The 23,083-nt window shown below is 68.8% G+C and carries 24 protein-coding genes and 1 pseudogene; 21 read left to right on the plus strand and 4 right to left on the minus strand.

Annotation, left to right across the window (positions count from 1 at the left end):
* Positions 1-31: 31 nt before the first annotated feature.
* The 6 genes from IEY60_RS07415 to IEY60_RS07440 all read left to right on the plus strand — a co-directional run bounded on the left by IEY60_RS07415 (position 32) and on the right by IEY60_RS07440 (position 6,146).
* Positions 32-856 carry an alpha/beta fold hydrolase gene (locus IEY60_RS07415; protein WP_189025457.1) on the plus strand — a complete coding sequence of 275 codons (825 nt, stop codon included), beginning with the start codon at positions 32-34 and terminating at the stop codon, positions 854-856.
* Between the two features lie 110 nt (positions 857-966).
* On the plus strand, positions 967-1,983 hold the full coding sequence (locus IEY60_RS07420) for an alpha/beta hydrolase (protein ID WP_189025459.1): 1,017 nt from the start codon (positions 967-969) through the stop codon (positions 1,981-1,983).
* Positions 1,984-2,430: 447 nt separating this feature from the next.
* Complete coding sequence (locus IEY60_RS07425; protein ID WP_189025461.1) at positions 2,431-3,417, plus strand: alpha/beta hydrolase; 987 nt, start codon at positions 2,431-2,433, stop codon at positions 3,415-3,417.
* Positions 3,418-3,562: 145 nt separating this feature from the next.
* On the plus strand, positions 3,563-4,921 hold the full coding sequence (gene mshA, locus IEY60_RS07430) for a D-inositol-3-phosphate glycosyltransferase (protein WP_189027354.1): 1,359 nt from the start codon (positions 3,563-3,565) through the stop codon (positions 4,919-4,921).
* Positions 4,918-5,412 (plus strand): type III secretion system chaperone family protein, encoded by a 495-nt coding sequence (locus IEY60_RS07435; protein WP_189025463.1) that lies wholly within the window; start codon positions 4,918-4,920, stop codon positions 5,410-5,412. The genes mshA and IEY60_RS07435 overlap by 4 nt, the downstream gene beginning before the upstream one ends.
* A 140-nt stretch (positions 5,413-5,552) precedes the next feature.
* Complete coding sequence (locus tag IEY60_RS07440) at positions 5,553-6,146, plus strand: RDD family protein (RefSeq protein ID WP_189025465.1); 594 nt, start codon at positions 5,553-5,555, stop codon at positions 6,144-6,146.
* A gap of 51 nt (positions 6,147-6,197) precedes the next feature.
* Here the strand turns inward: IEY60_RS07440 and IEY60_RS07445 are convergent, their stop codons facing one another.
* The gene (locus IEY60_RS07445; protein ID WP_229739636.1) at positions 6,198-7,373 is read right to left on the minus strand and encodes a lipase family protein; all 1,176 of its coding nucleotides are present in this window, start codon (positions 7,371-7,373) and stop codon (positions 6,198-6,200) included.
* A 203-nt stretch (positions 7,374-7,576) separates the two neighbouring features.
* Between IEY60_RS07445 and IEY60_RS07450 the strand changes: the two genes are divergently transcribed.
* The 8 genes from IEY60_RS07450 to IEY60_RS07485 all read left to right on the plus strand — a co-directional run bounded on the left by IEY60_RS07450 (position 7,577) and on the right by IEY60_RS07485 (position 13,457).
* Entirely contained in the window at positions 7,577-8,488 is a 912-nt protein-coding gene (locus IEY60_RS07450) for an ROK family protein (protein ID WP_189025467.1), read from the plus strand.
* A complete protein-coding gene (locus IEY60_RS07455) occupies positions 8,485-9,222 on the plus strand; it encodes a phosphoglyceromutase (protein ID WP_189025469.1) in 738 nt (245 codons plus the stop codon). The genes IEY60_RS07450 and IEY60_RS07455 overlap by 4 nt, the downstream gene beginning before the upstream one ends.
* A gap of 141 nt (positions 9,223-9,363) precedes the next feature.
* Entirely contained in the window at positions 9,364-9,711 is a 348-nt protein-coding gene (locus IEY60_RS07460; protein ID WP_189025471.1) for a DoxX family protein, read from the plus strand.
* Positions 9,712-9,845: 134 nt separating this feature from the next.
* Positions 9,846-10,259, plus strand: coding sequence for an Rpn family recombination-promoting nuclease/putative transposase (locus tag IEY60_RS07465; protein ID WP_189025473.1), 414 nt, complete (start codon positions 9,846-9,848; stop codon positions 10,257-10,259).
* A gap of 127 nt (positions 10,260-10,386) precedes the next feature.
* Entirely contained in the window at positions 10,387-10,749 is a 363-nt protein-coding gene (locus IEY60_RS07470) for a hypothetical protein (RefSeq protein WP_189025475.1), read from the plus strand.
* Between the two features lies 1 nt (position 10,750).
* A complete protein-coding gene (locus IEY60_RS07475; RefSeq protein ID WP_189025477.1) occupies positions 10,751-11,386 on the plus strand; it encodes a DUF3558 domain-containing protein in 636 nt (211 codons plus the stop codon).
* Between the two features lie 2 nt (positions 11,387-11,388).
* Positions 11,389-12,756: a hypothetical protein gene (locus IEY60_RS07480; protein WP_189025479.1), complete on the plus strand. Its 1,368-nt coding sequence runs from the start codon at positions 11,389-11,391 to the stop codon at positions 12,754-12,756.
* Positions 12,753-13,457, plus strand: coding sequence for an ESX secretion-associated protein EspG (locus tag IEY60_RS07485; RefSeq protein WP_189025481.1), 705 nt, complete (start codon positions 12,753-12,755; stop codon positions 13,455-13,457). The genes IEY60_RS07480 and IEY60_RS07485 overlap by 4 nt, the downstream gene beginning before the upstream one ends.
* Positions 13,458-13,502: 45 nt before the next feature.
* On the opposite strand, the gene IEY60_RS07490 is transcribed toward IEY60_RS07485, so the two are convergent.
* Positions 13,503-14,261 carry an NADPH-dependent F420 reductase gene (locus IEY60_RS07490; RefSeq protein ID WP_189025483.1) on the minus strand — a complete coding sequence of 253 codons (759 nt, stop codon included), beginning with the start codon at positions 14,259-14,261 and terminating at the stop codon, positions 13,503-13,505.
* Positions 14,262-14,490: 229 nt separating this feature from the next.
* Here IEY60_RS07490 and IEY60_RS07495 point away from each other — a divergent pair, with 229 nt between their 5' ends.
* The 3 genes from IEY60_RS07495 (at position 14,491) to IEY60_RS07505 (ending at position 16,811) form a co-directional block, all read left to right on the plus strand.
* A complete protein-coding gene (locus IEY60_RS07495) occupies positions 14,491-14,757 on the plus strand; it encodes a winged helix-turn-helix transcriptional regulator (protein WP_229739747.1) in 267 nt (88 codons plus the stop codon).
* A gap of 129 nt (positions 14,758-14,886) precedes the next feature.
* Positions 14,887-16,125 (plus strand): sensor histidine kinase, encoded by a 1,239-nt coding sequence (locus IEY60_RS07500; protein WP_189025485.1) that lies wholly within the window; start codon positions 14,887-14,889, stop codon positions 16,123-16,125.
* A complete protein-coding gene (locus IEY60_RS07505) occupies positions 16,122-16,811 on the plus strand; it encodes a response regulator (RefSeq protein WP_019049472.1) in 690 nt (229 codons plus the stop codon). The genes IEY60_RS07500 and IEY60_RS07505 overlap by 4 nt, the downstream gene beginning before the upstream one ends.
* A 190-nt stretch (positions 16,812-17,001) precedes the next feature.
* Here IEY60_RS07505 and IEY60_RS07510 read toward each other — a convergent pair whose 3' ends face one another.
* On the minus strand, positions 17,002-17,331 hold the full coding sequence (locus tag IEY60_RS07510; protein WP_189025487.1) for a hypothetical protein: 330 nt from the start codon (positions 17,329-17,331) through the stop codon (positions 17,002-17,004).
* Positions 17,332-17,401: 70 nt separating this feature from the next.
* A complete protein-coding gene (locus IEY60_RS07515; RefSeq protein WP_189027358.1) occupies positions 17,402-18,226 on the minus strand; it encodes a DUF3109 family protein in 825 nt (274 codons plus the stop codon).
* A gap of 119 nt (positions 18,227-18,345) precedes the next feature.
* Here IEY60_RS07515 and IEY60_RS07520 point away from each other — a divergent pair, with 119 nt between their 5' ends.
* From IEY60_RS07520 to IEY60_RS07535, 4 genes and pseudogenes are all read left to right on the plus strand, one after another.
* Positions 18,346-19,329 carry a Ppx/GppA family phosphatase gene (locus IEY60_RS07520; protein WP_189025489.1) on the plus strand — a complete coding sequence of 328 codons (984 nt, stop codon included), beginning with the start codon at positions 18,346-18,348 and terminating at the stop codon, positions 19,327-19,329.
* Between the two features lie 1,622 nt (positions 19,330-20,951).
* Positions 20,952-21,200: pseudogene (locus IEY60_RS36675) on the plus strand (Rv0497 family membrane protein); the annotation flags it as partial.
* A 15-nt stretch (positions 21,201-21,215) separates the two neighbouring features.
* Complete coding sequence (locus tag IEY60_RS07530) at positions 21,216-22,082, plus strand: sugar phosphate isomerase/epimerase family protein (RefSeq protein ID WP_229739638.1); 867 nt, start codon at positions 21,216-21,218, stop codon at positions 22,080-22,082.
* 85 nt (positions 22,083-22,167) lie between these two features.
* Positions 22,168-23,040 carry a thioesterase family protein gene (locus IEY60_RS07535; RefSeq protein WP_189025493.1) on the plus strand — a complete coding sequence of 291 codons (873 nt, stop codon included), beginning with the start codon at positions 22,168-22,170 and terminating at the stop codon, positions 23,038-23,040.
* Positions 23,041-23,083 lie beyond the last annotated feature (43 nt).

Here is a 23,083-nt window from a genome sequence, read left to right on the forward strand (position 1 = left end):
CCGTGATGTGGACCGGCGTTAGCCTGTCGGCATGGCTATTCGCGATGCTGTCAGTGCCGATGGAACCAGGATCGTCTACCGGGCGAGCGGCCCGGAGACCGGCAGGCCCCTGGTGCTGCTGCACGGCTGGGCGGGCAATCTGCGCTGCTGGGGCGCGGCGGCCGACGATCTGGCGCAACGGTATCGCGTCATCGCCGTCGACCTGCGCGGGCACGGTTACTCCGACGATCCGGGCGCGGGCTACGACGATCCGAAGGCGTGGGCGGGCGATGTGGCCGCCGTCCTCGCCGCCGAGGGCATCGACTCCGGCGCGGTCCTGCTCGGCTGGTCCTACGGCGGCATCGTCGCCACCGATTACCTGGCTACCGAAGGCTCCGCGGCCGTCGCCGGCGTGATCTATTGCGGCGCCACCGCCCACATCGGTCGCGGAGTGCCCGGCGCGGCGCCCGGCCCGGCGATGGAGAAGGCGATTCCCGGTGTCTTCGACGAGGCCGCCGGTCGCGCCGTCCGCGCGTTCGCCGTGTTCGGCAATGCCAATACCGGCCCCGGTGACGACAAGGGCCCCGACGCCCAGCGGCTCTTCGGCGGCAGCCTCGCCACCCCGCCCGCTGTTCGCAAGGCGCTGTTCTACCGCACCGTAGACAACACCGAAACCCTGCGCTCACTGGACATTCCGGTGCTGGTCCTGCACGGCACCGAGGATCCGGTGGTCCCCGTCGACAATGGCCGCTACATCGCCGACAACGCACCCGACGTGCGCGCTTCCTACTGGGAAGGTGCTCAGCATGGTCTGTTCATCGAAGACAGGGCCCGTTTCGTCGGCGAGGTCAGCGCCTTCATCGACGCCTTGGCCTGAGCCCGTCAACGCCTGTGAACATCCAATGTTTCAGAAGTGAGTCCGCCGGCTGATGACCCCGCCTACCCTCGATGCACGGCCCGAACACCGGCCGGGCATGGAGGTGACGCATGGGCGTCGTGGCGCGTTGTTGGCTTCTTCTGGCGGCGTGCCTCGTCGGTGCGCAGGCGGTGGCGGGCGCGGCGCCGCCCGATCCGCGGGTGACCGATGCCGCCCGGCTGGTCTCGGTGACGCCGGGGCAGGGCCGGGTCGTCGACCTGGTCGTGCATTCGGCGGCGATGGGCCGATCGGTGCACGTCGCGGTCCTGTCCGCGCCCGACCGCACGGCCGCCGCACCGGTGCTCTACCTGCTCAACGGAGTCGACGGCGGCAGCACGACCGGTGACTGGCGCGACGGCGGAAACTGGCTTACCCGCACCGACGCCGCGCAATTCTTCGCGGACAAGCAGGTCACCGTGGTGATGCCGATCGGCGGCGCGGGCAGCTATTACGCTGACTGGCGAGCCGACGACCCGGTCCTCGGCCGCCAGCGCTGGACGACCTTCCTCACCCGCGAACTACCCCGCCTGATCGACACCGAATTCCACGGCACCGGCGCCAATGCCGTCGCGGGCGTCTCCATGGCGGGCACCGCCGCGTTCCAGCTCGCGCTCGCCGCGCCCCAGCTCTATCGCGCCGTCGGCAGCTACAGCGGCTGCGTCTCGACCAGCGGTCCCCAGGGACATGCCATCGTCAACACCGTCGTCTCCGGCCAGAACGGCGACCCTGTGAACATGTGGGGACAACCCGGCGACCCGCTCTGGGCCGCCAACGACCCCTTCCTGCACGCCGATCGCCTCCGCGGCCTGGCCATCTACGCGGCGTCCGGCACCGGCTTGCCCGGCGGGCTGGACACCATCGACGGCCCCGGCATCGGCGGCGACACCGCGAAACTGCTCGACCAGCTCCTCGTCGGTGGCGCGCTCGACGTGGTCACCGGCCTGTGCACCAGGCAACTTGCCGTGCGCCTCGGCGAATTGGGCATCCCCGCCACCGTGGATCTGCGCCCCGACGGAACCCACTCCTGGGGCTACTGGAACGACGATCTGCACCGCTCCTGGCCGCTGTTCGCCGCGGCGTTGCGGTGAGCTGACAGCGGGGTCCTCTCCCGGACGCCGGGGTGTGACGGCGGCGACAACACGCGGCGACCGGTCGGATTAATTGTGATCTGTGCGCGTGGGCTCGAGCACTGTTGGATCGCATTTTCGGTGGACAATTTCAGGGTCGAATCGAGGGAATTCCGACCGTTTGGTGTTCGTCACGAGCATGCGGCGCCGGGTAATCCGAGGATAGCTGAGTCGGGCATTAGCGCAGGTAAAGCCCCCTTCCGCTGCCCCTTTGATCAGCTGATCCGCTCGTCGCGAACGCTGATGTGATAGGACTGTGATTGTGATCCAGACCTACGGAGTTTGTTCGCACAGGGCGGTGGAAAATCTTCTGGTAATCGTCACAATGTTTTCGCGAATCCGTGTGTAGCGTTCGAGAATGCCGTTTGATCGCGGGCAGGAAGGGTTCGGCGTCGAGATCGGAGTTCGATGATGTTTGGTCGGGCAGTGGGCGCTCGGATCGTTGTGGTTGTGCTCGCCGTGCTGGCGGGCCTTGGGATGGCATCGCCTGCGGTGGGGGCCGAGCAGGCGCGGATCGAGGATCAGCGGACGGAGCCGGATCACACGATCGATGTGGGGGTGTACTCGCCGTCGATGGACACCGTCACCCGGGTGCGTGTGCTGCGCGCCGCCGACCCGGACAAGCCGGCGCCGACGCTGTATCTGCTCAACGGAGTCGGCGGCGGCAGCGACGGCAACTGGCTCGATCGCACCGATGTTGTCGAGTTCTTCAAGGACAAGCAGGTCAATGTGGTGATCCCGTTCGGCGGGGCGGGCAGCTACTTCGCCGACTGGCGGGCCGACGATCCCGTGCTCGGCAAGCCGCGCTGGACCACCTTCCTCACCAAGGAACTGCCGCCGGTGATCGACGCCGCGTTCGGCGGCACCGGCGCCAACGCCATCGCGGGACTGTCGATGGCGGGGACCTCGGTGTTCCAGCTCGCGCTCGCCGCACCTGGGCTGTACCGGGCCATCGGGTCCTACAGCGGCTGCGTGCGCACCAGCGACGCCAGGGGACAGGCAATCGTGCGCACGGTGGTCGGCAGCAGACTCGGCAATGCCGCCAATATGTGGGGCCCGCCCACCGATCCCGAGTGGTCGGCCAACGACCCCTACCTGCACGCGGAAGCGTTGCGCGGCACCGACGTCTACATCTCCTCCGGCACCGGCATCCCGGGCCCGTACGACACCATCGCCACCCAGGGCGACCCGGTGCAGCTGACCTATCAGCTGCTCTTCGGCGCCACGCTGGAAGCCGTCACCAACCTGTGCACCCAGCAGCTGCGCGATCGGCTCCAGTCGCTCGGCATCCCCGCGACCGTGGATCTGCGGCCCAACGGCACCCACTCGTGGGGCTACTGGGAGCAGGACCTGCACAAGTCGTGGCCGGTCTTCGAGGCGGCGCTGGCTCGGTGAACGTGACGGCGAAAAACCGCTCGCGGCGGCGGCGCCGATCGGGCAATCTCGGTATCGACCACCGCGTGCACTCACTCCCGAATATCCTGTGACGACCGTCACCGATCCCGGTAGGGATGTCGGTGGCGGCGTCGCGGCGTGCACACTGGAGGGTGTGAGTCAGCGTCGTCCGGATCTCTTGCCCCACCGCATCGCGGTGCTGTCGGTGCATACGTCACCGCTGGCGCAGCCCGGAACCGGCGATGCGGGCGGCATGAACGTCTACGTGCTGCAGACCGCGCTCGAGCTCGCCAAACGTGGCACCGAGGTGGAGATCTTCACCAGGGCCACGTCGTCGGATCTGCCGCCGGTGGCCGAGGCGGGACCGGGTGTGCTGGTCCGCCACGTCGTCGCCGGACCGTTCGAGGGTCTGGACAAGAACGAGCTGCCTACCCAGCTGTGTCCCTTCACCGCCGAGGTGCTGCGCCAGGAGGCGCGTCACCTGCCCGGCCACTATGACCTCGTGCACTCGCACTACTGGCTCTCCGGCCAGGTCGGCTGGCTGGCCCGCGACCGCTGGCGGGTGCCGCTGGTGCACACCGCGCACACGCTGGCCGCGGTCAAGAACGCCGCGCTCGCCGAGGGCGACGCCCCCGAACCCGAGACCAGGGTGATCGGGGAGAAGCAGGTGATCGCCGAGGCCGACCGGCTCGTCGGCAACACCGGTGACGAAGCCCGTCAGCTCGTCGACCTGTACGGCGCCTCGGCCGACCGCATCGATGTGGTGCCGCCCGGCGCCGACCTGTCGCGCTACCGCCCCGGCGACAAGCTCGCGGCCCGCGCGGAACTCGGCCTGCGTCCCGACGAGCAGGTCGTCGCGTTCGTCGGCCGCATCCAGCCGCTCAAGGCCCCCGACGTGCTTGTCCGCGCCGCCGCGGATCTGATCCACCGCGATCCCCGCCGCAAGCTGCGGGTGCTGATCGTGGGCGGACCGTCCGGCAGCGGCCTGGCCAGGCCCGACGCGCTCATCGAGCTGGCCGCCGACCTCGGCATCACCGAGCAGGTCACTTTCCTGCCGCCGCAGCCCGCCGACCGGCTCGTGCAGGTGTATCGCGCGGCCGACGTCGTCGCCGTCCCGAGCTACAACGAATCCTTCGGGCTGGTCGCCATCGAGGCGCAGGCCAGTGGCACCCCGGTGCTCGCCGCCGACGTCGGCGGTCTCGGCACCGCCGTCCGGCACCGCGAATCCGGCCTGCTGGTGCCGGGGCACCGCACCTGCGACTGGGCCGACGCCCTCGCCGCCCTGCTCGACGACCCGGACCGGCTGGCGCGGATGAGCGCCACCGCCGTCGACCACGCGAGCCGGTTCTCCTGGGCGCACACCGCCGAGGGCCTGCTCGACAGTTACGCTGCCGCGATGGCCGGATTCCGCGCCGAACGCGGCCGGATCGCCCTGCACGCGGGCGAGACAAGCCAGGCCAGATCGCGGGCGCTGTGGCGGCGCCGGACGGGAGTACGCAGGTGAGCGCCGTATCGCAGGTGATCGACGAGACGCTGCGTGATCGCGAGATCGAATACACCCGCCACAGCGACGACACGTTCATCGTCGTCCTGCCCGGCGAACGCAAGCTCAAGACCACGGTGATGCTGACCGTCGGCAAGCACGGCGTGCGCATCGAATCGTTCGTCTGCCGCAAGCCCGACGAGAACTTCGAAGGCGTCTACAAGTACCTGCTGCGCCGCAACCGCCGCCTCTTCGGCGTGTCCTACACCCTCGACAACGTCGGCGACATCTACCTCGTCGGCCGCATGTCCGCCGAGTCGGTCACCCCCGACGAACTCGACCGCGTCTTCGGCCAGATCCTCGAAGCCGTCGACACCGACTTCAACATGCTGCTCGAACTCGGCTTCGCCGAATCCATTCGCAAGGAATGGAAATGGCGCGTAGCCCGCGGCGAATCCCTCAAGAACCTGCGCGCCTTCGAACACCTCATCGACGAGTCCGACCAGGTCTGAGCACCCCGGCGAGTCGCGTTCGCGATTGACGCCGAACTGATCCGCGACGTGATGTCCGGTTGCTAGCCTTGCGCCCTACCGCGCCGAAAGCGGCAGCGGCCGAACCCAATCGACGCCCGGTGGGCCGGTTATGAGGTGCGATGTCCTATCATGACGCTCCGTTCTTCCGCCGCCTGGCCGCCAGGCTGATCGATCTCGCGGTGTGCCTTGCTCTCACGTTCCTGATCGCGGTGCCGTTGAGCCTGCCGATGTATCTGGCGATCCTGGCCGTCGGTGAGGCGCACAAGAACTCGGTCTTGAGCGTCGGTGCGTGGCTGTGCTATTTCGCCGCCTACATCGGGCTGGAAGTCTTCCTGCTGATCCGTCGCGACGGACAGACGATCGGGAAAGGACTGCTCGGGCTCCGTGTGGTTCCGGCGAGCGCCTGGGCGCGCCCCCAGCTCGCGCTGCGTCAGGCCGCGGTGCGGATGCTGATCATCTTCCTGCCGTTCTTCCTGATGTCGGTCTCCGGCAGCAATCCGGAATCAGCTGCGCTGAACGTGCTGGCGCTGCTCGGATTCGGCACGTTCGTGGTGAGCTGTGTGCTCGCGATGATGACTGCGAACGGGCGCCGGGCCGTCCACGATCTGGTGACGGGGACGCGCGTGGTTCGGGCCGCGACGCGCAAGGTCGAGGTCAAGAAGGATCTGCTGATGGTGCTGCCCGGCCGTGTCGATCTGGCGAAGCGGTACTGAGATCTCGGGCGGACCGGTGCCGGGCGAGGAGTCGCCCAGCACCGGGTCACCTCAGCAGTTCGTCGGGACCGGTTCGTTGCGGAAGCGGGACTCGACGTAGTTCCAGGCATCGATGAAGCCGGCCGCGGCCGCCGTCATGTGCTCGGAGATCTCGATCGTGGCGAGCTGGATCGGCGCACCCTGGGAGCAGAAGTGGGCGACCGACTCGGCCACCGGCCCGTACGGGGTGAGGGTGTCGTACTTGCCCTGCCAGATGTAGGTGGGCGCGGTGGGCGCCCCCTTGAAGTGGACGAGGCTGTTCTCACGCAGGACGCCGCGGGCGACCTGGCTGGACATCAGGTCCTTGGAGGCGGCCATCTGCTCGGCGTTGCGGAAAATACCGTGGAACAGCAGGAAGCGGCGGCACGCGTCCTTGGTGAATTCGCGGAACCACAGGCCTTGCTCGTTGAGCGAATCCGAGACCGGCACCTGCTCCGGGTACTCGCGCTCGATACCCATGGCGGCCGCGAAAGCCAGGCCGAAGCCGGGGTGCGGCGCGAAACCGAGGGCGTCGGCCATCAATTCGAGGTCGGCGGGGATGCCACCGGCGACCACGGCGGCGAGCTTCAGCTCCGGCGCGTAGGTCGGCTGCAGCGCGCCGGCCCACGCGGTCGCCATGCCGCCACCGGAGTACCCGGCCAGGGCGACCGGCGAGGTGCCGAGGCCCAGCTCGGAAACTTTCTGGACGGCCCGCACGCTGTCCAGGGTGACCATGCCGCTCATCTTCGCCGCACCGTAGGCGACGGTCGGGCCGAGGTAGTCGGGTACCGAGACCGCCCAGCCGCGCCCGATCGGCAGCATCGCGCCGGGCGCGTCCTGGAGCTCACCGTTGAACAGCGACTTCGACGGGTTGCAGCGGGTGCCGATCGAGTTGATGAGCGCCTGGTAGGACACCAGTGGCGGGTTCTGCACGCCGATCGGCATGAGCACGGTGGTGACGCCCATGATCGCGTCGCCCGCGGAGTTGGTGGAGCGGAAGGCGACCTGCCAGCCCTCGGTACCGGGGTAGAGCATGGTGTCGATCCGGCGTGTACGCACGACATCGCCCGGCGCGAGCGCACCGATGTCACTCGGTGCCGTGAAGAACGGATCCGGATCCGGAGTCGGATACAACGGGTTCGCACCCGCCGGTGCGGCGAGAAAGCCCACACACAACAGGCTCAACACCAGTACAACGATTTTCGACACAGCTATCCTTCATCAGAGTAGTGCTGCCCAACTGACAAGACCCGACCCGCGTTGAAGTATCTAACGAATCGGGTCTCTATGTACCGACCAGTAGTCAAAGTGTCGCGTGCCACATGCTGTGATCTCTCACATCGACCGGCCGGGGAGTGCCTCGTCGTGCCGCGACGGCGATGTGGATACACACCAAGGTGGACAGGAGGGCGATGACGGCGCTGGCGCTGGACATCGGAGCGACGAAATTCGCTGCGGGACTGGTCGATCCGGACTACACGCTGCGCGGGGTGCGCCGGTCGGCTACCGACTCCGACGATCCGTGGGCGGTCTGCCGCGAACTCCTGCTCGCTGTGGCGGGCGACATACCGGTGACCGCGGTCGGCATCGGCTCGGCCGGCCCGGTCGACGTGCCCGCCGGGGTGACCAGGCCGCTGAACCTGCCGCGGTGGCGCGACGGCTTCGCGATCGTCGCCCACGTCCAGACACTGTTCCCCGGGGCCGCGGTGCGGTTCGCGATCGACGGCGCGTGCCTGGTGCTGGCCGAACATCGGGTCGGCGGGCTGCGCGGGGTGGACAACGGGCTGGCGCTGACGGTGTCGTCCGGGGTGGGCGGCGGGATCATCGCCGACGGGCGGGTGCTGACCGGGCGCACCGGCAATGGCGGGCACATCGGGCACATCGTGGTGCCGGGTGATGACACGCCGTGCAGTTGCGGGGGCTTCGGGTGTGTCGAGGCCGTCGCCGGGGGTATGTCGACGGTGCGCTGGGCGCGTGCGCAGGGCTGGACCGGTGACACCGGCGCCGAGCTCGCCGCGGCGGCGCACCAGGGCGACCCGGTGGCGACCGCCGCGATGGCGCGCGCGGGAACCGCGCTCGGACAGGCGATCTCCTCCGCGGCCGCCCTCCTCGATGTGGACCGGGTGGTGATCAGCGGCGGCTTCGCGCACTCGGGCGCACCGCTGTGGGAGCCGCTGCGGGCCGCCGTCGCCCGGCACGCGCGGCTGGAGTTCCTCGACGGGCTCACGGTGGAGCTGTCGGACTTGGCCGACGGCGCGACCCTCGTCGGAGCGGGGGTGCTCGCCGTGGAAGCGGACAGCGGGAATGCCAGAATGGCCCCATGACCTACACCCTCGTGCTGCTGCGCCACGGCGAGAGCGAATGGAATGCCCTCAACTTGTTCACCGGCTGGGTGGATGTGCACCTGACCGACAAGGGCATCGCCGAGGGCAAGCGGGCCGGCGAGCTGCTCGCCGAGCACGACGTTCTGCCCGACATCGTCTACACCTCGCTGCTGCGCCGCGCGATCAGCACAGCCAACAACGCGCTCGACGCCGCCGACCGGCACTGGATCCCGGTCATCCGCGACTGGCGCCTCAACGAGCGTCACTACGGTGACCTGCAGGGCAAGAACAAGGAGCAGGTCCGCGAGCAGTACGGCCAGGACCAGTTCATGCTGTGGCGGCGCAGCTACGACACCCCGCCGCCGCCGATCGCCGACGACAACGAGTACAGCCAGGAAGGCGACTCGCGCTACGCGGGCATCGAGGTCCCCAAGACCGAATGCCTCAAGGACGTCGTCGCCCGCATGATCCCGTACTGGGAGAACACCATCTCCCAGGAGCTGCGCACCGGCAAGACCGTCCTGGTCGCCGCCCACGGCAACTCCCTGCGCGCGCTGGTCAAGCACCTCGACAACATCTCCGACGAGGACATCTCCAGCCTCAACATCCCCACCGGCATCCCGCTGCGCTACGAACTCGACGAGAACCTGCGCCCGGTCAAGCCGGCCGAGTACCTGGACCCCGAGGCCGCCGCCGCAGGCGCGGCCGCTGTCGCCAGCCAGGGCGGCAAGTAGTACTACGCCGGAACCGGCCCCGCACCGTTCGCACGGTGCGGGGCCGTTCAGTTCCCACGGCCCGCGATGTCACACCCGGACAGGCTGTGTCGTCACCTCGGTAGACGTCGCGAGAAACGCGGCTGCCGAAGGAGGCACACCATGAACACCGCCTATGTCATCGTCACCATCGTCGCCGCCCTCTGGGTCGGCTTCTCGGCCTTCTCACTGCTGCGCCGCGCACCGTTCGTGGTGGACCCGCTGGTGGAATACGGTGTGCCGCATACCTGGTGGACACCGTTGGGCCTCGCCAAGGCCGCCGGCTCGATCGGCTTGATCGTCGGCCTGTGGATCCCCGCCATCGGCGTGGCCGCGGCCATCGGCCTGATCCTGTACTTCGCGGGTGCGGTGGTGACGGTGCTGCGGGCGCGCTCGTACAAGACGGTCGCGTTCCCGATCCTGTACCTGGCGCCGGTCGCCGTAGCACTCGGCCTCGGCATCGCCGCCTGATCAGACGCCTCGGCACACACCTGGCGATCCGCTGCCGGCGGGATCGCCAGGTTTCTGACCAGGCTGTATTCCATTGGGGTATGGATGATTTGGGCGATTCGCGTTCGGCTGGCACCCGGCGTAGGTTCGCGCGCATGGTCTCGCCGGCGTCGAATCCGCACGACGCCTACTTCCGATGCGTGATGGCCCGGCCCGCAGACGCCGCAAGCGAAATCCGCGCCGCGCTCCCCGCCACCATCACCGCCCGGCTCGACCTGACGACCCTGCGGCTGCAACCAGGCAGTTTCGTGTCCCGGGAGCTGCGCTCGCGCTACAGCGACCTGCTCTACAACGTGCAGTTCGACGGTCGCGACGCCTACGTGTACGTGTTGATCGAGCATCAGTCCGGCAACGAGGCGGATCCCAACGTCGACCTGCGGCCTGGACGAGTTCTTCGCCTGACTGTCGGCGGACCAGGGGCCTACCCGCTGACGTCCACCGCACCCCGAGTCGGTCCTCGGCACTCTCGCTGCTGCGCCGCGCGGCGTTCGTGGTGGAACCGCTCGTAAAATGCGGTGTGCCGCAGAGCGGGTGGACGCATCCGGCCAGGTCAGGAGGAGGATCTTCCGCCCCCATATCGGGTCGGTCGAGTCGGCGCTAGACTGCCTGCTGACGCTTCGATGGGGAGGGAGCTCAGTGGCTATCGGTGGGGATGCTGCGGCGCAGCTGTGGAGTGCGGCGTCGTCGGGGCAGTTGACGATGGAGCCGGATGCTGCTCGGGAAGTGGCTCAGGCATATCTGCGGTTCGCGGCGATGTGTGGCACGTGGTCTGACGACGCTGGGCGCCTGCAGGATATTCATGGGTTTGGGGCACTGGACTCTGCTCTGCAGCTGCAGCGAGGTTTCTCGGACAAAGCGGCAGCAGCGAGGCAAGTTCTCGAGCAGTTGGAGTCGGCAGCAAGGAAGATGGCAGATGGATACCTGCAGGCTGCGGGAATCCTTGCCGAGGCGGACCAGCTCAACGCAGCAGCATTGAGCGCGATTGCTGGGCAGGCATGACATGAAAGCCGTAACGATCACGTGCTGCGTCCTTGTCGCACTGGCTGCATCTGCATGCAGTCCGTCGACGGAATCCGACAACGCCGATCCCGCAGGCTCGGGGACGGCGGCTGGTTCGACCGCGACGCAAGCGGCTCGTCCGACGTTGACTGATCCGAAGCTCCAGCCGCCGTCGCAGGACAACAAGTACACGCAATCGACCGGGCGGCCGAAGGTGGTCTTCGACCCATGTACCTGGATCAGTGACGCTGACATCGAGTCCGTGGGTTTTCGCCCAGGGTCCCGGAAGCGTGGATCGGACCTTGTCGCCGAGTACACGTTCTTGACCTGTGACTTCCGCACACCGGACAGCGCAATGTCGCTCGGTCTGGACTCCGGAAACATCACATGGGAAGAGGACCTGCAAAAGAACGGGTATGTGTTGGAGCCGACGACAGTAAACGGTCGCCAAGCAGGACTGCTGCGGGGTGAGAAGGGCGACGAGTCATTGTGCAGGGTGCACCTGCGGACGAAAGTCGGAGTCGTCATTGTCCGGACCCACAGTCTCAGCCTTGGCCGGAGCCAGAATCTCGACCCCTGCGCCAACATCATGGAAATCGCCTCGGTAGTAGAGAAATCCATCGGTAAGGAGAACTGACCATGGCGGACGGGGGAGGAACGCAAGTACCGCTGACGGACATTCTTTCGACGACATTCGGACTACCGCCGCTCGAGCCGACGGCCAACGGGCGACAGCAGCAGACGGGGGCTGAGAAGCAGCAGGAGTCGCTCAGTCACGGGGGTACGGATCCGAAATACATCGCTGATTTCGAAGTCTTCGAAGGACTTTCGCACCAGGACATCTACAACGCGGTGCAGCAGATGCAGCCCGGGGTGATGCAGCAGTTCGGTGACAAGTGGGTCGCGATGTTCACGGAGCTCTCCGGTGCGGTGACCGGGCTGATGGTGCAGACGGCGCGGGCGACATCGAGTTTGCAGGGGGAGTTCGCGTCGGCGGGGGAAGCCGCCGGGCGACGGTTCGTCACCGAGGCGACGGATGTGTACACGGTGCTGTCCGCGGTCGGGCATCGGGTGAAGGCCGCGGCTTATGGTGCGGAGGCGGTGAAAGTGGCTGTGCCTGCGCCGGTCAACTCGTCCGAGGCGGTCGACGTCGGTACTTCGGTGCCGGCGACCCTGGCGGAACTGGCGGTTCCCGGCAATGCGGCAACTGTCGAGCGGGAGAAGGAAGACCGCCGTCTCCAGGCGATCGCGGCGATGAACCTGACCTACAAGCCGACCTATGGGCCCGCCGGTGAGAATGTGCCGACCTTCGTGGCGCCGACCCACCCGGGTACAGGCGGCGACATCGGCACGGGCACCGGCACTGGTGGCGGTGGATCGAACAACGGTGGCACCAACGGAGGTGGTAACGGAAACAATGCCGACGCAGGGACTTCCGGCGACCCCGGCACCACTACCGACGACACCGCGCAGCCGGAATCGACCGACGGCGACGACGACACGTCATCGGCGGGTACGGACACCGGGAACAGCAACGGCGACGACAACACCCAGGGACAGAACACCGCCGACCCCACGAGCACCAATCCCGCCGCGACGGCACCCGCCGCGGCCACGCCGGGCACCGGCACCAACCCGACCGGTGGATCGCCAGGGAGCGGATCGCCGGGTGGTGGGGCAGGCGCGGGCGGCGGTGGCACCCTCGGCCCCGGCGGTTCCGTCCCGGGGCGTTCGCCCGTCGGTGCCGGTCAAAACCTCGCCGCCGCCGGCCTTTCCGGCGCGGCGGGCGCGGCAGCTGCGCGTGGCATGGGCTCGCCGGGCATGATGGGCGCGCCGGGCGCGCGCGGCGGCAAAGGCGACGACGACGAACATCAGGCGCCCGACTACCTTCGCGGAGTTCAGTCCGAGCTGCTCGGACCGGAACAGCCAACGGTGCCCGGCGCCATCGGGTCCGACGCACCCGCGACCCGCCTCGCGGAGGACCAGGGCAGCGCGGGCGCATCGTGAGCTGGATCTTCACCGCCGACGAATTCGCCTACGTCTGGCAGGCGGAAACCGGTGACGACCGGTATCCCTTTCCGCTCACCGTGTATTCGGCCGCCGAAACCGAAGACCAATACTCGGCGCTGGCCCAGGCCGCGGCGCAGCGCTGGCCCACCGGCGCCGACCCGGACCTGACCGCGGTGTTGCGGCACGCGGCCAGGCCCGACACCGCGCTGGCGGTATTCGACGACGCCGGACCCCGGCTGCGCGCCTACGGGGCACGGTCCGGGGAGCGCGGTGTCGTGATCCGGCAGTACGACGACAACAGCGTCGAAGTGTTCTCCGGCAGTGCCGGGATGGTGGCCCGCGCCTTCGCCTCCTTCCTCGGCGAACTCCAGGCAGGGCAGGCGGGTCATCTCGTCGAGGACGTCGACCGGCTGGCCGCCCACTTCGAATCCTGGCAGCGCCCAGCCGATTCCGTCGCCGCCCGCATGCACCGTCTCACCGAGACCCGCCGCACCGCCTCCGGCCACATCGAAGCCAGAGTGGGTTTACATGCCGAACGAGCTACGCCCGCAAGGCATCTGACTTGGCTCGACGTGGCAGACGACGGCCGCTATCTCACCTACCGGCGATACCGGGATCTACACATCGAACCCGCTGGCAAGCAACGCCTGATCGACGCGATCGAAGCCATCGCGACGGCAGATGCGCACAGTGACTGAGGTATACCGACGCTGCCGGAGAGACAAATTGGCCACGTCGGCGCATCAGGCGTCGGCCACCGCGAACGCGGCTGAGAGTGGGGGCAGCATGGCGCGGGCGTCCGCGCCGCTGAACCAGAGGCCGACGGTGAAGACCGAGGTGGCTTCCAGATAGCGGGCCTGGTGCAGGCCGCCCGCTGGGAATGGTTGCAGTGCAAGATCTTCGGCGAGAGTGGCGACCGTCGCGATCGCGTCGGGGTTGTCGCCGCAGATCGGGACGGCCAGGCGTGCGCCGTCGAAGATCCGGTCGGTGCCTGCCCACACCTCGGCGGCGAGCAGGTTGAAGGCCTTGACCACGTGGGCTTTCGGTGCGCCTGCCGCGATCCGTTCGGCTACCGCGTCTTCGCTCAGGACGAAGGCGGTGACGCCCTCGGGCGCGGCGTCGTCGGGCAGGAAGGCGTTGGTGCAATCGATGACGACCTTCCCGGCCAGCGCGCTGCCGTGTTCGGCGAGCAATTCGGTAAGCGCGCTCACCGGCACGGCCATCAGCACGATGTCGGCGCCCGCGATCGCCGCACCGATACCCGCGGCGCGTACCGCGATCGGTGACGTCGGCTCGGATTCGGCAATGCCCGGCATCTCGGTGGTGTGCGTCCCCGTGCCGCGCCGAGGTGACGTATCGCCCAGCGTCGCAGTGATCCGGCCGGCGAGTTCGCGTGCGGACTCGGCCGAGCGGGCGCCGATGACCACCTCGTGACCGGCCGCGGCCCAGCCACCGCCCAGCGCAGCCGCCATCGCTCCCGCACCGATGATCCCAATTCGCATGACAACTCCTGTGTTCCGGTGATGTCGCGCCCAGCGGCGACGACCACACCGACGCTAGGAATCCCGATAGGCACCCGCGGGTGCCTATCGGCGGTGGCAGGCTGGTTTGCATGACCGCCGTACCGGCCGAACCGACGGAGTACCCGCCCTACGGGGACTACGAGGCCGACTGCCCAGCCAGGATGGGTGTCGATCTGTTCGGGAACTCCTGGCTGCCGTGATCGTGTACATGCTGCGGGATGGTCCGCTTCGTCACAGTGACCTGCGGACCGCCGTCGGCGGGATCAGTCAGAAGATGCTCACCCAGACGTTGCGGCGGATGGAGCAGATGACGCTCGTACGCAGGCAGCGCTACGCCGAAGCGCCGCCGCGCGTCGAATACGAACTCACCGAGGCGGGCCGCGATCTGCTCCAGCCGATTTATGCGCTCGGCACATGGGTCGAGCGGCACGGGGCCGCGGTGACGCTCGCGATGCACGGCGAACCGCCGGACTGACACGCCCGCCGACACTCCAGGTGCCCGCCGGGTGAACGGCACGAGAACGCCACGCCAAGGGCCTGTGACCTGCGCGAAACTTCGACGACCCGCCACCGATACGTCGGTCGGCACTCGTACGATCAAAGCGTGAGTGTTCCGCAGGCCGTGCTGTTGGCAGTCCTCGCGGCTGTCGTCGGGCTGGCAGTCGGGGGCCTGCTGATCCCGTATGTCAACGCCAGGCAGGCCGCCCGCACGCAGGAAGACACCGGGCTGACGATGTCGCAGGTGCTCGACCTGATCGTGCTCGCCTCCGAGAGCGGCATCGCCGTCGTCGACGAATACCGCGACGTCGTTCTGGTGAATCCGCGCGCCGAGGAACTCGGCCTGGTCCGCAACCGGCTGCTCGACGAACGCGCCTGGGCCGCGGTGGAGAAGGTGCTGGCCACCGGCGAGTCCGCCGAATACGACCTCACCGCCAAGAACCCGCTGCCCGGCCGCGGCCGGATCGCCGTGCGCGGCGTCGCCCGCAAGCTCTCGCGCGAGGAGACCAGCTTCGTCGTGCTCTTCGCCGACGACGACTCCGAGCAGGCGCGCATGGAGGCGACCAGGCGCGATTTCGTCGCCAACGTCAGCCACGAGCTCAAGACCCCCGTCGGCGCGATGAGCCTGCTGGCCGAGGCCATGCTGGAATCCGCCGACGATCCCGACGCGGTGCGTCACTTCGGTTCGCGCGTGCTGGCCGAATCGCGGCGCCTCGGCAAGATGGTGACCGAGCTGATCGCGCTCTCGCGCCTGCAGGGCGCCGAGAAGCTGCCCGATCTGGCCGTCGTCGACGTCGACACCGTCGTGCAGCAGGCCGTCGACCGGTCGCGCACCGCCGCCGAGGCCGCAGGCATCACCGTCAGCACCGACCGGCCGAGCGGGCTGGAAGTGCTCGGCGACGAGACCTTGCTGGTCACCGCGCTGTCGAACCTGGTCGAGAACGCCATCGCGTACTCGCCGCAGGGTTCGCACGTGTCGGTGAGCCGGTCGCTGCGCGGCGATCACGTCGCGATGGCCGTCACCGACCGCGGCATCGGCATCGCCAAGGAAGATCAGGAACGGGTGTTCGAGCGGTTCTTCCGCTCCGACAAAGCCCGCTCCCGGTCGACCGGCGGCACCGGGCTCGGTCTGGCCATCGTCAAGCACGTGGCGGCCAACCACAACGGTGAGATCACCCTGTGGAGCAAACTGGGCACAGGCTCGACGTTCACGCTGCGCATCCCCGCCCATCTGGAAGCCGATGGGGACGAGGACGCGGAGCAGACGCCGGAGCTCACCACGAGAGAAACCATCGTCCAGCGCACCCCTGCTGGACGAACGAACGGTGTGGAGGCACGCAGATGACGAGTGTGTTGATCGTCGAAGACGAGGAGTCGCTGGCCGATCCGCTGGCGTTCCTGCTGCGCAAGGAGGGCTTCGACGTCACCGTCGTCGGCGACGGTCCGTCCGCGCTGGCCGAATTCGATCGCTCCGGCGCCGACATCGTGTTGCTGGATCTGATGCTGCCCGGCATGAGCGGCACCGATGTCTGCAAGCAGCTGCGCACCCGCAGCGGTGTGCCGGTGATCATGGTGACCGCGCGCGACAGCGAGATCGACAAGGTCGTCGGCCTGGAACTGGGCGCCGACGACTACGTCACCAAGCCGTACTCGGCGCGCGAGCTGATCGCCCGCATCCGCGCGGTGCTACGCCGCGGCGCGGGCGACGAGCTGGACTCCGGCAGCGAGAACGGCGTGCTCGAGGCCGGTCCGGTGCGAATGGACGTGGACCGGCACACGGTGCACGTCAACGGCGGGCAGGTCACCCTGCCGCTCAAGGAGTTCGACCTGCTCGAGTACCTGCTGCGCAACTCCGGCCGGGTGCTCACCCGCGGCCAGCTGATCGACCGCGTCTGGGGCGCCGACTACGTCGGTGACACCAAGACCCTGGACGTGCACGTCAAGCGCCTGCGCTCCAAGATCGAGGCCGACCCGGCCAAGCCGGAGCACCTGGTCACCGTGCGCGGCCTGGGCTACAAATTAGAAGCCTGACAGCAACCCCACAACGAACAGAGTCCCGTCGGACCTCCGACGGGACTCGTTCGTTCAAGATGGGATGACTGATCCGGCGAGAACATCGGTAACTCACCGGGTACGGGCTAACCCGCTCGACCATCTGACCGCCGGCCGCGTACCCGGGTCTCCCCGCGCCTAGATCTGGCCAAGAGTCGCGGGGAGGCGGCTACAGCGCGCTCCAGGCGACGCCGATGGGGGTGTCGATCTTCTTGAGCGGGATCCAGCCGAAGGCGTCTTCCTGCATGCAGTCGTAAATCGGGACGTCGGCGGCGTTGCCGCGGCAGGCGATGGTGGTCGTGGTGCCCGTGGCGCTGATGATGATGAACTTGCCGTTCTTGGCGGCATCGAGCGCGGCCGGGTCGTTGTAGTTCACGAAGCTCGAGGTGAAGTCGGCGTACGCGGCCGGATCACCGTTCGGCTCGGCAGTGGCCAGGCCGGTCATGGAGAGGGTGGCGCCGATCACGAGGGTCGCCAGGGAAAGCGCTTTCTTCGACATGAACAGCGATCCAACCCGATCTTGATGACCTTCGCATGACCACGGGGTGAACCAGCAGGTTGCGAGGATTTCACGCCGACTGATCCGAAATGTGAGCTTCGGGGTGGATTCTCTCGGCCTCGACCGTCGCCGGGTGCACCGCGATCAGGCCCAATCCCTCCCGGCGGCGGCACAGCTTGGCGAGTTCCTCGTAGGCGGGCGCGCCGAGGAGTTCGCGCAGTTCCGGAGCGTAGGACTGCCACACCGGCTTGGCGCCGACATGCGCGTCGGGGGAGCCGGTGCAGTACCAATCCAGATCGAGGCCGCCGGGACCCCAGCCACGGCGGTCGTACTCGGTGACGACGGTGCGCAGGATCTGCTCGCCGTCGGGACGCTCCACCCAGTCCTGGGTGCGGCGAATCGGCAGCTGCCAGCAGACGTCCGGCTTCACCTCGAGCGGTTCGATCCCCTTGCGCACCGCCATGATGTGCAGCGCGCAGCCCGGGCCCGCGGCGAAACCGGGGCGGTTGAGGAAGATGCAGGCGCCGTCGAAGCGGCGGGTGCGCAGGGCGGGTTCGTCCTCGAGCTCGTCGAGTTCGAGGTAACCCTTCTTGACCACCTTGCCCTTCTCGGTGGCCTCGCCCATCAGCTGCCAGTCTTCGGGTGTGAGCATCTTCACAGCGCCCGCCAGGCGCTTGCGGTCGTCCTTGTCGGAGAGGAAAGCGCCGTGCGAGCAGCACCCGTCGTCGGGACGGTCGGCGATGATCCCCTGACAGGCCGGTGTGCCGAATACACACGACCAGCGCGACAGCAGCCAGGTCAGGTCGGCGACGATCTGGTGCTCGTCGTTTGCTGGGTCGGTGAACTCGATCCATTCACGCGGGAAGTCGAGCTCGACCTCGGGGCTCGGATCGATCTTTCGCCCAGGTCGGAGCCCGGTCTCCGCGGTGCCAGATGCGCCTTCGGTCACAACTTATGACGCTAACAGTTCAGTCGCCTGGCCTGTAGGACGGGATCACCAAGTACCGTATTCCTGTGCGGCTTGGTGTTCTCGATGTCGGAAGCAATACCGTTCACCTGCTCGTGGTGGACGCCCATCGTGGTGGTCACCCGATGCCGATGAGCTCGTCGAAGTCGGCGTTACGGCTGTCGGAGAACATGGATGCCGACGGGCGGATCACCGAGGCGGGTGAGGCGCGGCTGGTCGCGACCATCGCCGAATTCGCCGATCTGGCCCGCAGCTCCAAGTGCGTCGAGCTGATGCCGTTCGCGACCTCGGCGCTGCGTGAGGCGACCAATTCCGAGGAAGTACTGGGCCGGGTGCGCGCCCTGACCGGTGTCGATCTGGAGGTGCTCTCCGGCGACGAGGAGGCCAGGCTGACGTTCCTCGCGGTGCGCCGCTGGTTCGGCTGGAGCGCGGGCCGCATCATCAATCTCGACATCGGCGGCGGCTCGCTGGAGATGTCCAACGGCGGCGACGAGGAACCCGACGTCGCGCTGTCGCTGCAACTCGGCGCGGGCAGGCTCACCAGGGAGTGGCTGCGCGACGATCCACCGGGCAAGCGCAAGATCGCGGTCCTGCGCGACTGGCTCGACGCGGAACTGGTCGCGCCCAGCAAGACCCTCATCGAACCGGGCAAGCCGGACCTGGCCGTCGGCACCTCGAAGACGTTCCGCTCGCTGGCCAGGCTGACCGGTGCGGCACCCTCGGCCGCCGGTCCGCGGGTGCGCCGTACACTGACCAGCTCCGGTTTGCGCCAGCTGATCGCGTTCATCTCCCGGATGACCGCGGCCGACCGCGCCGAGCTGGAAGGTGTGAGTTCGGACCGGTCCCAGCAGTTGGTGGCCGGCGCACTGGTCGCGGAGGCGAGTATGCGGGCGTTGTCGCTCGACAGCATCGAGATCTGCCCATGGGCGCTGCGTGAAGGCCTGATCCTGCGCAAACTGGACACCGAGCCCAATGGTGGCCCGGTCATCCTGCCGCCGGCCGAACCGGTGGCGAGAGCGGAGTCGGCATGAGTGGTGAGGATTCGAAACAGCTATCCGTCGCCGAACTACTCGCGCGCAATGCCGCGCAGGGCGCCTCGCCGCCCTCGGGTGGCGGTGGTCGGCGCAGACGCAGCGGGCGCGGGCTCTCGGTCAACGATCTGACCGGTGAGAACGCGGCCGTCAAGCCGAACTCGCACGCCGCGCCGGCGCCCGAACCGGCCGCCCCGACCTACCAGCCCGCGCCGGAACCGGCGAGTTACCAACCACCCGCGAGCTATGAACCGCCCGCGAGTTATGAGCCCGCGCCGTATCCGCCGCCGGGCCCGGCCGAGCCGGCGTTCTCGCCGATGTCAGGGCCGATCACCCGCTTCGATCCCCATTCGGGGTTCTCCGCTCCCGACCCGAACGATCCGCTCGGCGTGGCGGGCCCGCGCCCGTCGTCCGATCCGTTCGGTCCGTTCCGGGCGGAGGCGCGCGACACCTCGACCCGCGAGACCCCGACCCGCGCCACCGGGCGTGGTCCCGGCAGGCTCGGCGCGCCAGGTTCGGCGCAGCCGGTCGATCCGGGCATCGCCGAGCTGTTCGGCTCCGGCGCGCTGCCCGCGGTGCCGGGAGCCGCTGGTGGCCGTCGTCGTAAGCCCGATCCGGAAGAGATTCCCGAGCCGCCGCAGGCGCCACCGGTCACCGGTGGTCGCGCCGCGCGCAGGCGGGCCGCCGAGGCCGCGGAGGAAGCCGCTGCGGCGCCCGTCGCGGAGCCGTCCGGTTACGCGCCTGCCGGCTACGAACCCTACGAGCCCCCGAGCGCCTTCAACGGCCGCCAGGACGCGCCCCCGTTCAACGGGTACCCGGGCGCCGACGCACCGGCCTTCGGCGGCTACCCCGACGCGGGACCCGCCTTCGGGCCACGTCCGGATTCGGTTCCCGGCTTCGGCGGGTTCGCCGATGTCGATGCGGCGCTCGGCCGTCGCCCGGACGACGCCACCAAGGCCTTCAACCCGGCAGACGCCCCGCAGGCGCGGGGGACAGGCTGGCCGCAGGCCCCTGAGGCCGATCAGCGGCCGTCGCTGGATCGCCGACGGTCCGCACCCGAGGCCGGGAAGAAGAGCGGACTGCCGTCGTGGTCGGCGCGCAGGCATCGTCCCGACGCGGAGTCCGCACCCGACAGTGGTGGTTTCGCCACGGCCGCGTGGTCGCCGGTCAGCCAGGAGCAGCCCTTGGTCGCCGGTCAGTCGGTGGCCGGTGACCTGCTGCGTCAGCGCGCCGACGACGCCGACGCGCGCACCGAGGTCTATCGCGTCGGCGGCGAGCAGCCGGGCGCCGACCCCGACACCGACGACTACGCCGAGTCCGACTACGTCGACCGCGATTACGCCGACAACGACTACTCCGACGCGGAGTACGACGACGGCGAGTACGACGACGAGGACGACTACGACGACTACGAGCCGGAGCCGAAGCCGACCAGGGCGAGCAGGCGGGCCGCGACCAAGGCCGCTGCGTCCAAGGTGGCGCGCCGGGCCAAGTCGCGGGCCGCGAGCCGGATGGCCGCGAGCCGGGTGGGTGCGAGCAGGGTGGCGGCGGGCCGGATGGCGGCGGGCCGGGCCGGTGCCCGCTCCGCGCGCAGCGCCACCGACGACGCCAACCGCCGTCAGTGGCTGATCCTCGCGGGGCAGAGCGTCGGCGCCGCGGTCGCGGGAATGTTGCTGTTCAAGGGTTTCGAGACGATGTGGGAGACGCTGCCGTGGGTGGCGCTCGCCCTCGCGATGGTCGTGATCCTCGGACTCGTCGCCCTGGTCCGGGTGCTGCGCCGCACCGACGACATCTTCAGCACTGTGATCGCCGTCGTCGTAGGCGTCTTCGTGACGCTGGGACCGCTAGCCTTTCTCCTCAGTACCAGCTGAAGCAGGGAGTGGGCTGTGGGGAACGCGCGGGCGGACATCGAAATCGGGTTGTCGACGGCGTCGGTATATCCGGAGAACACGCAGGCGGCGTTCCGCTACGCGGCCGAATTGGGTTACGACGGTGTGGAATTGATGGTGTGGGCCGAGCCGGCCAGCCAGGACATCGCGACCGTGCAGTCCTACGTCAAGCGCTACGGCGTTCCGGTGCTCGCCGTGCACGCGCCGTGTCTGCTGATCTCCCAACGGGTTTGGGGCGCCGACCCGGTGGCCAAGCTGGAACGCAGCGTGCGCACCGCGCAGGCGCTCGACGCCGACACCGTCGTGGTGCATCCGCCGTTCCGCTGGCAGCGCCGCTACGCCAAGGGCTTCGCCGACCAGGTCGGTGAGCTGGAGGCGAGCTATCCGGTGAAGGTCGCGGTCGAGAACATGTTCCCGATGCGGGCCGACACCCTGTTCCGCGAGGGCGCGGTGCGCAGGCTGGAACGCCGATCGGGGCCGGGCCGGGCGGTGAGCGCGTTCAGTCCGTCCTTCGATCCCACCGACATCGGTTTCGAGCACTACACCCTCGATCTGTCGCACACCGCGACCGCGGGCGCCGACGCGCTGGAACTGGCGCGGCGGATGGGAGAGGGCCTGGTGCACCTGCACCTGGCCGACGGTCGCGGCGCCGCCCACGACGAGCACCTGGTCCCCGGCGAGGGCACCCAGCCGTGCGCGCAGCTGTGCGAGTACCTGGTGCACACCGGCTTCACCGGGCACGCGGTGGCCGAGATCAACACCCAGACCGCGCGGACCACCGCCGAGCGCTCGGCGCTGCTCGGCCGCACCCTCGATTTCGCACGCAGGCACCTCACCGGCGCGACCCACGCCGACCGCACCTGACACATCACACCGCCGCACCATGGTGGTCGCAGCTACCTGCTTGTACGCTGTACGAATTGCCGTTGCACAGCGACCAGGAGTGACGATGACGCGAGAACTCGCGACCGACGCGCCGTTCGGTCAGGTGGTCGACCTGACCGAGCTCCCCACCACCGATGCCGACACCGGGCGCTACGTCGGCATCATCGCGCCCACCTGGACCATCGGTCCCAAGGTGCACGGCGGCACCATGGTCGCCGCCAGCGCCGCCGCGGCCACCCGCTGGCTCACCGAGGCCGACCCCGCGCTCGCGCAGATGGCGCCCATCGCGGCCAGCTCCGACTTCCTCGGTGCCCCCGAGCCCGGCGAGGTCGAGTACGCGGTCCACATCCGCAAGAAGGGCCGCCAGATCTGCCTCGCCGACGCGGAGCTGATCCAGGACGGGCGCACGCTGGTGCGCACCGCCTTCACCTTCGGCCACCTCGACGCCGAGGGCACCCGCTGGAGCGACACCGGCACCGACATGCCCGCCGAGCCGGACGCCGCCGCGCTCGAATACACCCCCGATTCGCCGATGGGCAAGATCGTGCACGTCGGCGAGGTGTCGCGGGTCTTCCTCGACGCGACCTGGGCCGATTTCGCCCGCGGCGAGACCGGCCCGCCCAGGGCGCGGCTGTGGATCCGCCCGCTCGACGGCGACGAGGCCGACCCGCGCGTGCGCGCCGCCTTCGCCATGATGGCCGCCGACATGAGCCCGCCGGTGCCGATCAACCTCGGCCACTTCGGCTGGTCGCCGACCGTGCAGATGACCACCTACCTGCGTCGCATCCCCGCCCCCGGCTGGCTGCGGGTCATCGCGACCGCCCGTGAGGTCGGTGAGCGCATGTTCGACGAGGACCAGCTGGTCATCGACTCCACCGGCGCCGTCGTCGCCCAGAGCCGCCAGCTGGCGTTGATACCTGCCCGCCACTCCGGGTAACGAGGCCATACCGGTAGGAGCCGCTCGGCAACGTACAGGTCCT

The sequence above is a fragment of the Nocardia rhizosphaerihabitans genome (assembly GCF_014646295.1).
Lineage (GTDB): Bacteria > Actinomycetota > Actinomycetes > Mycobacteriales > Mycobacteriaceae > Nocardia > Nocardia rhizosphaerihabitans.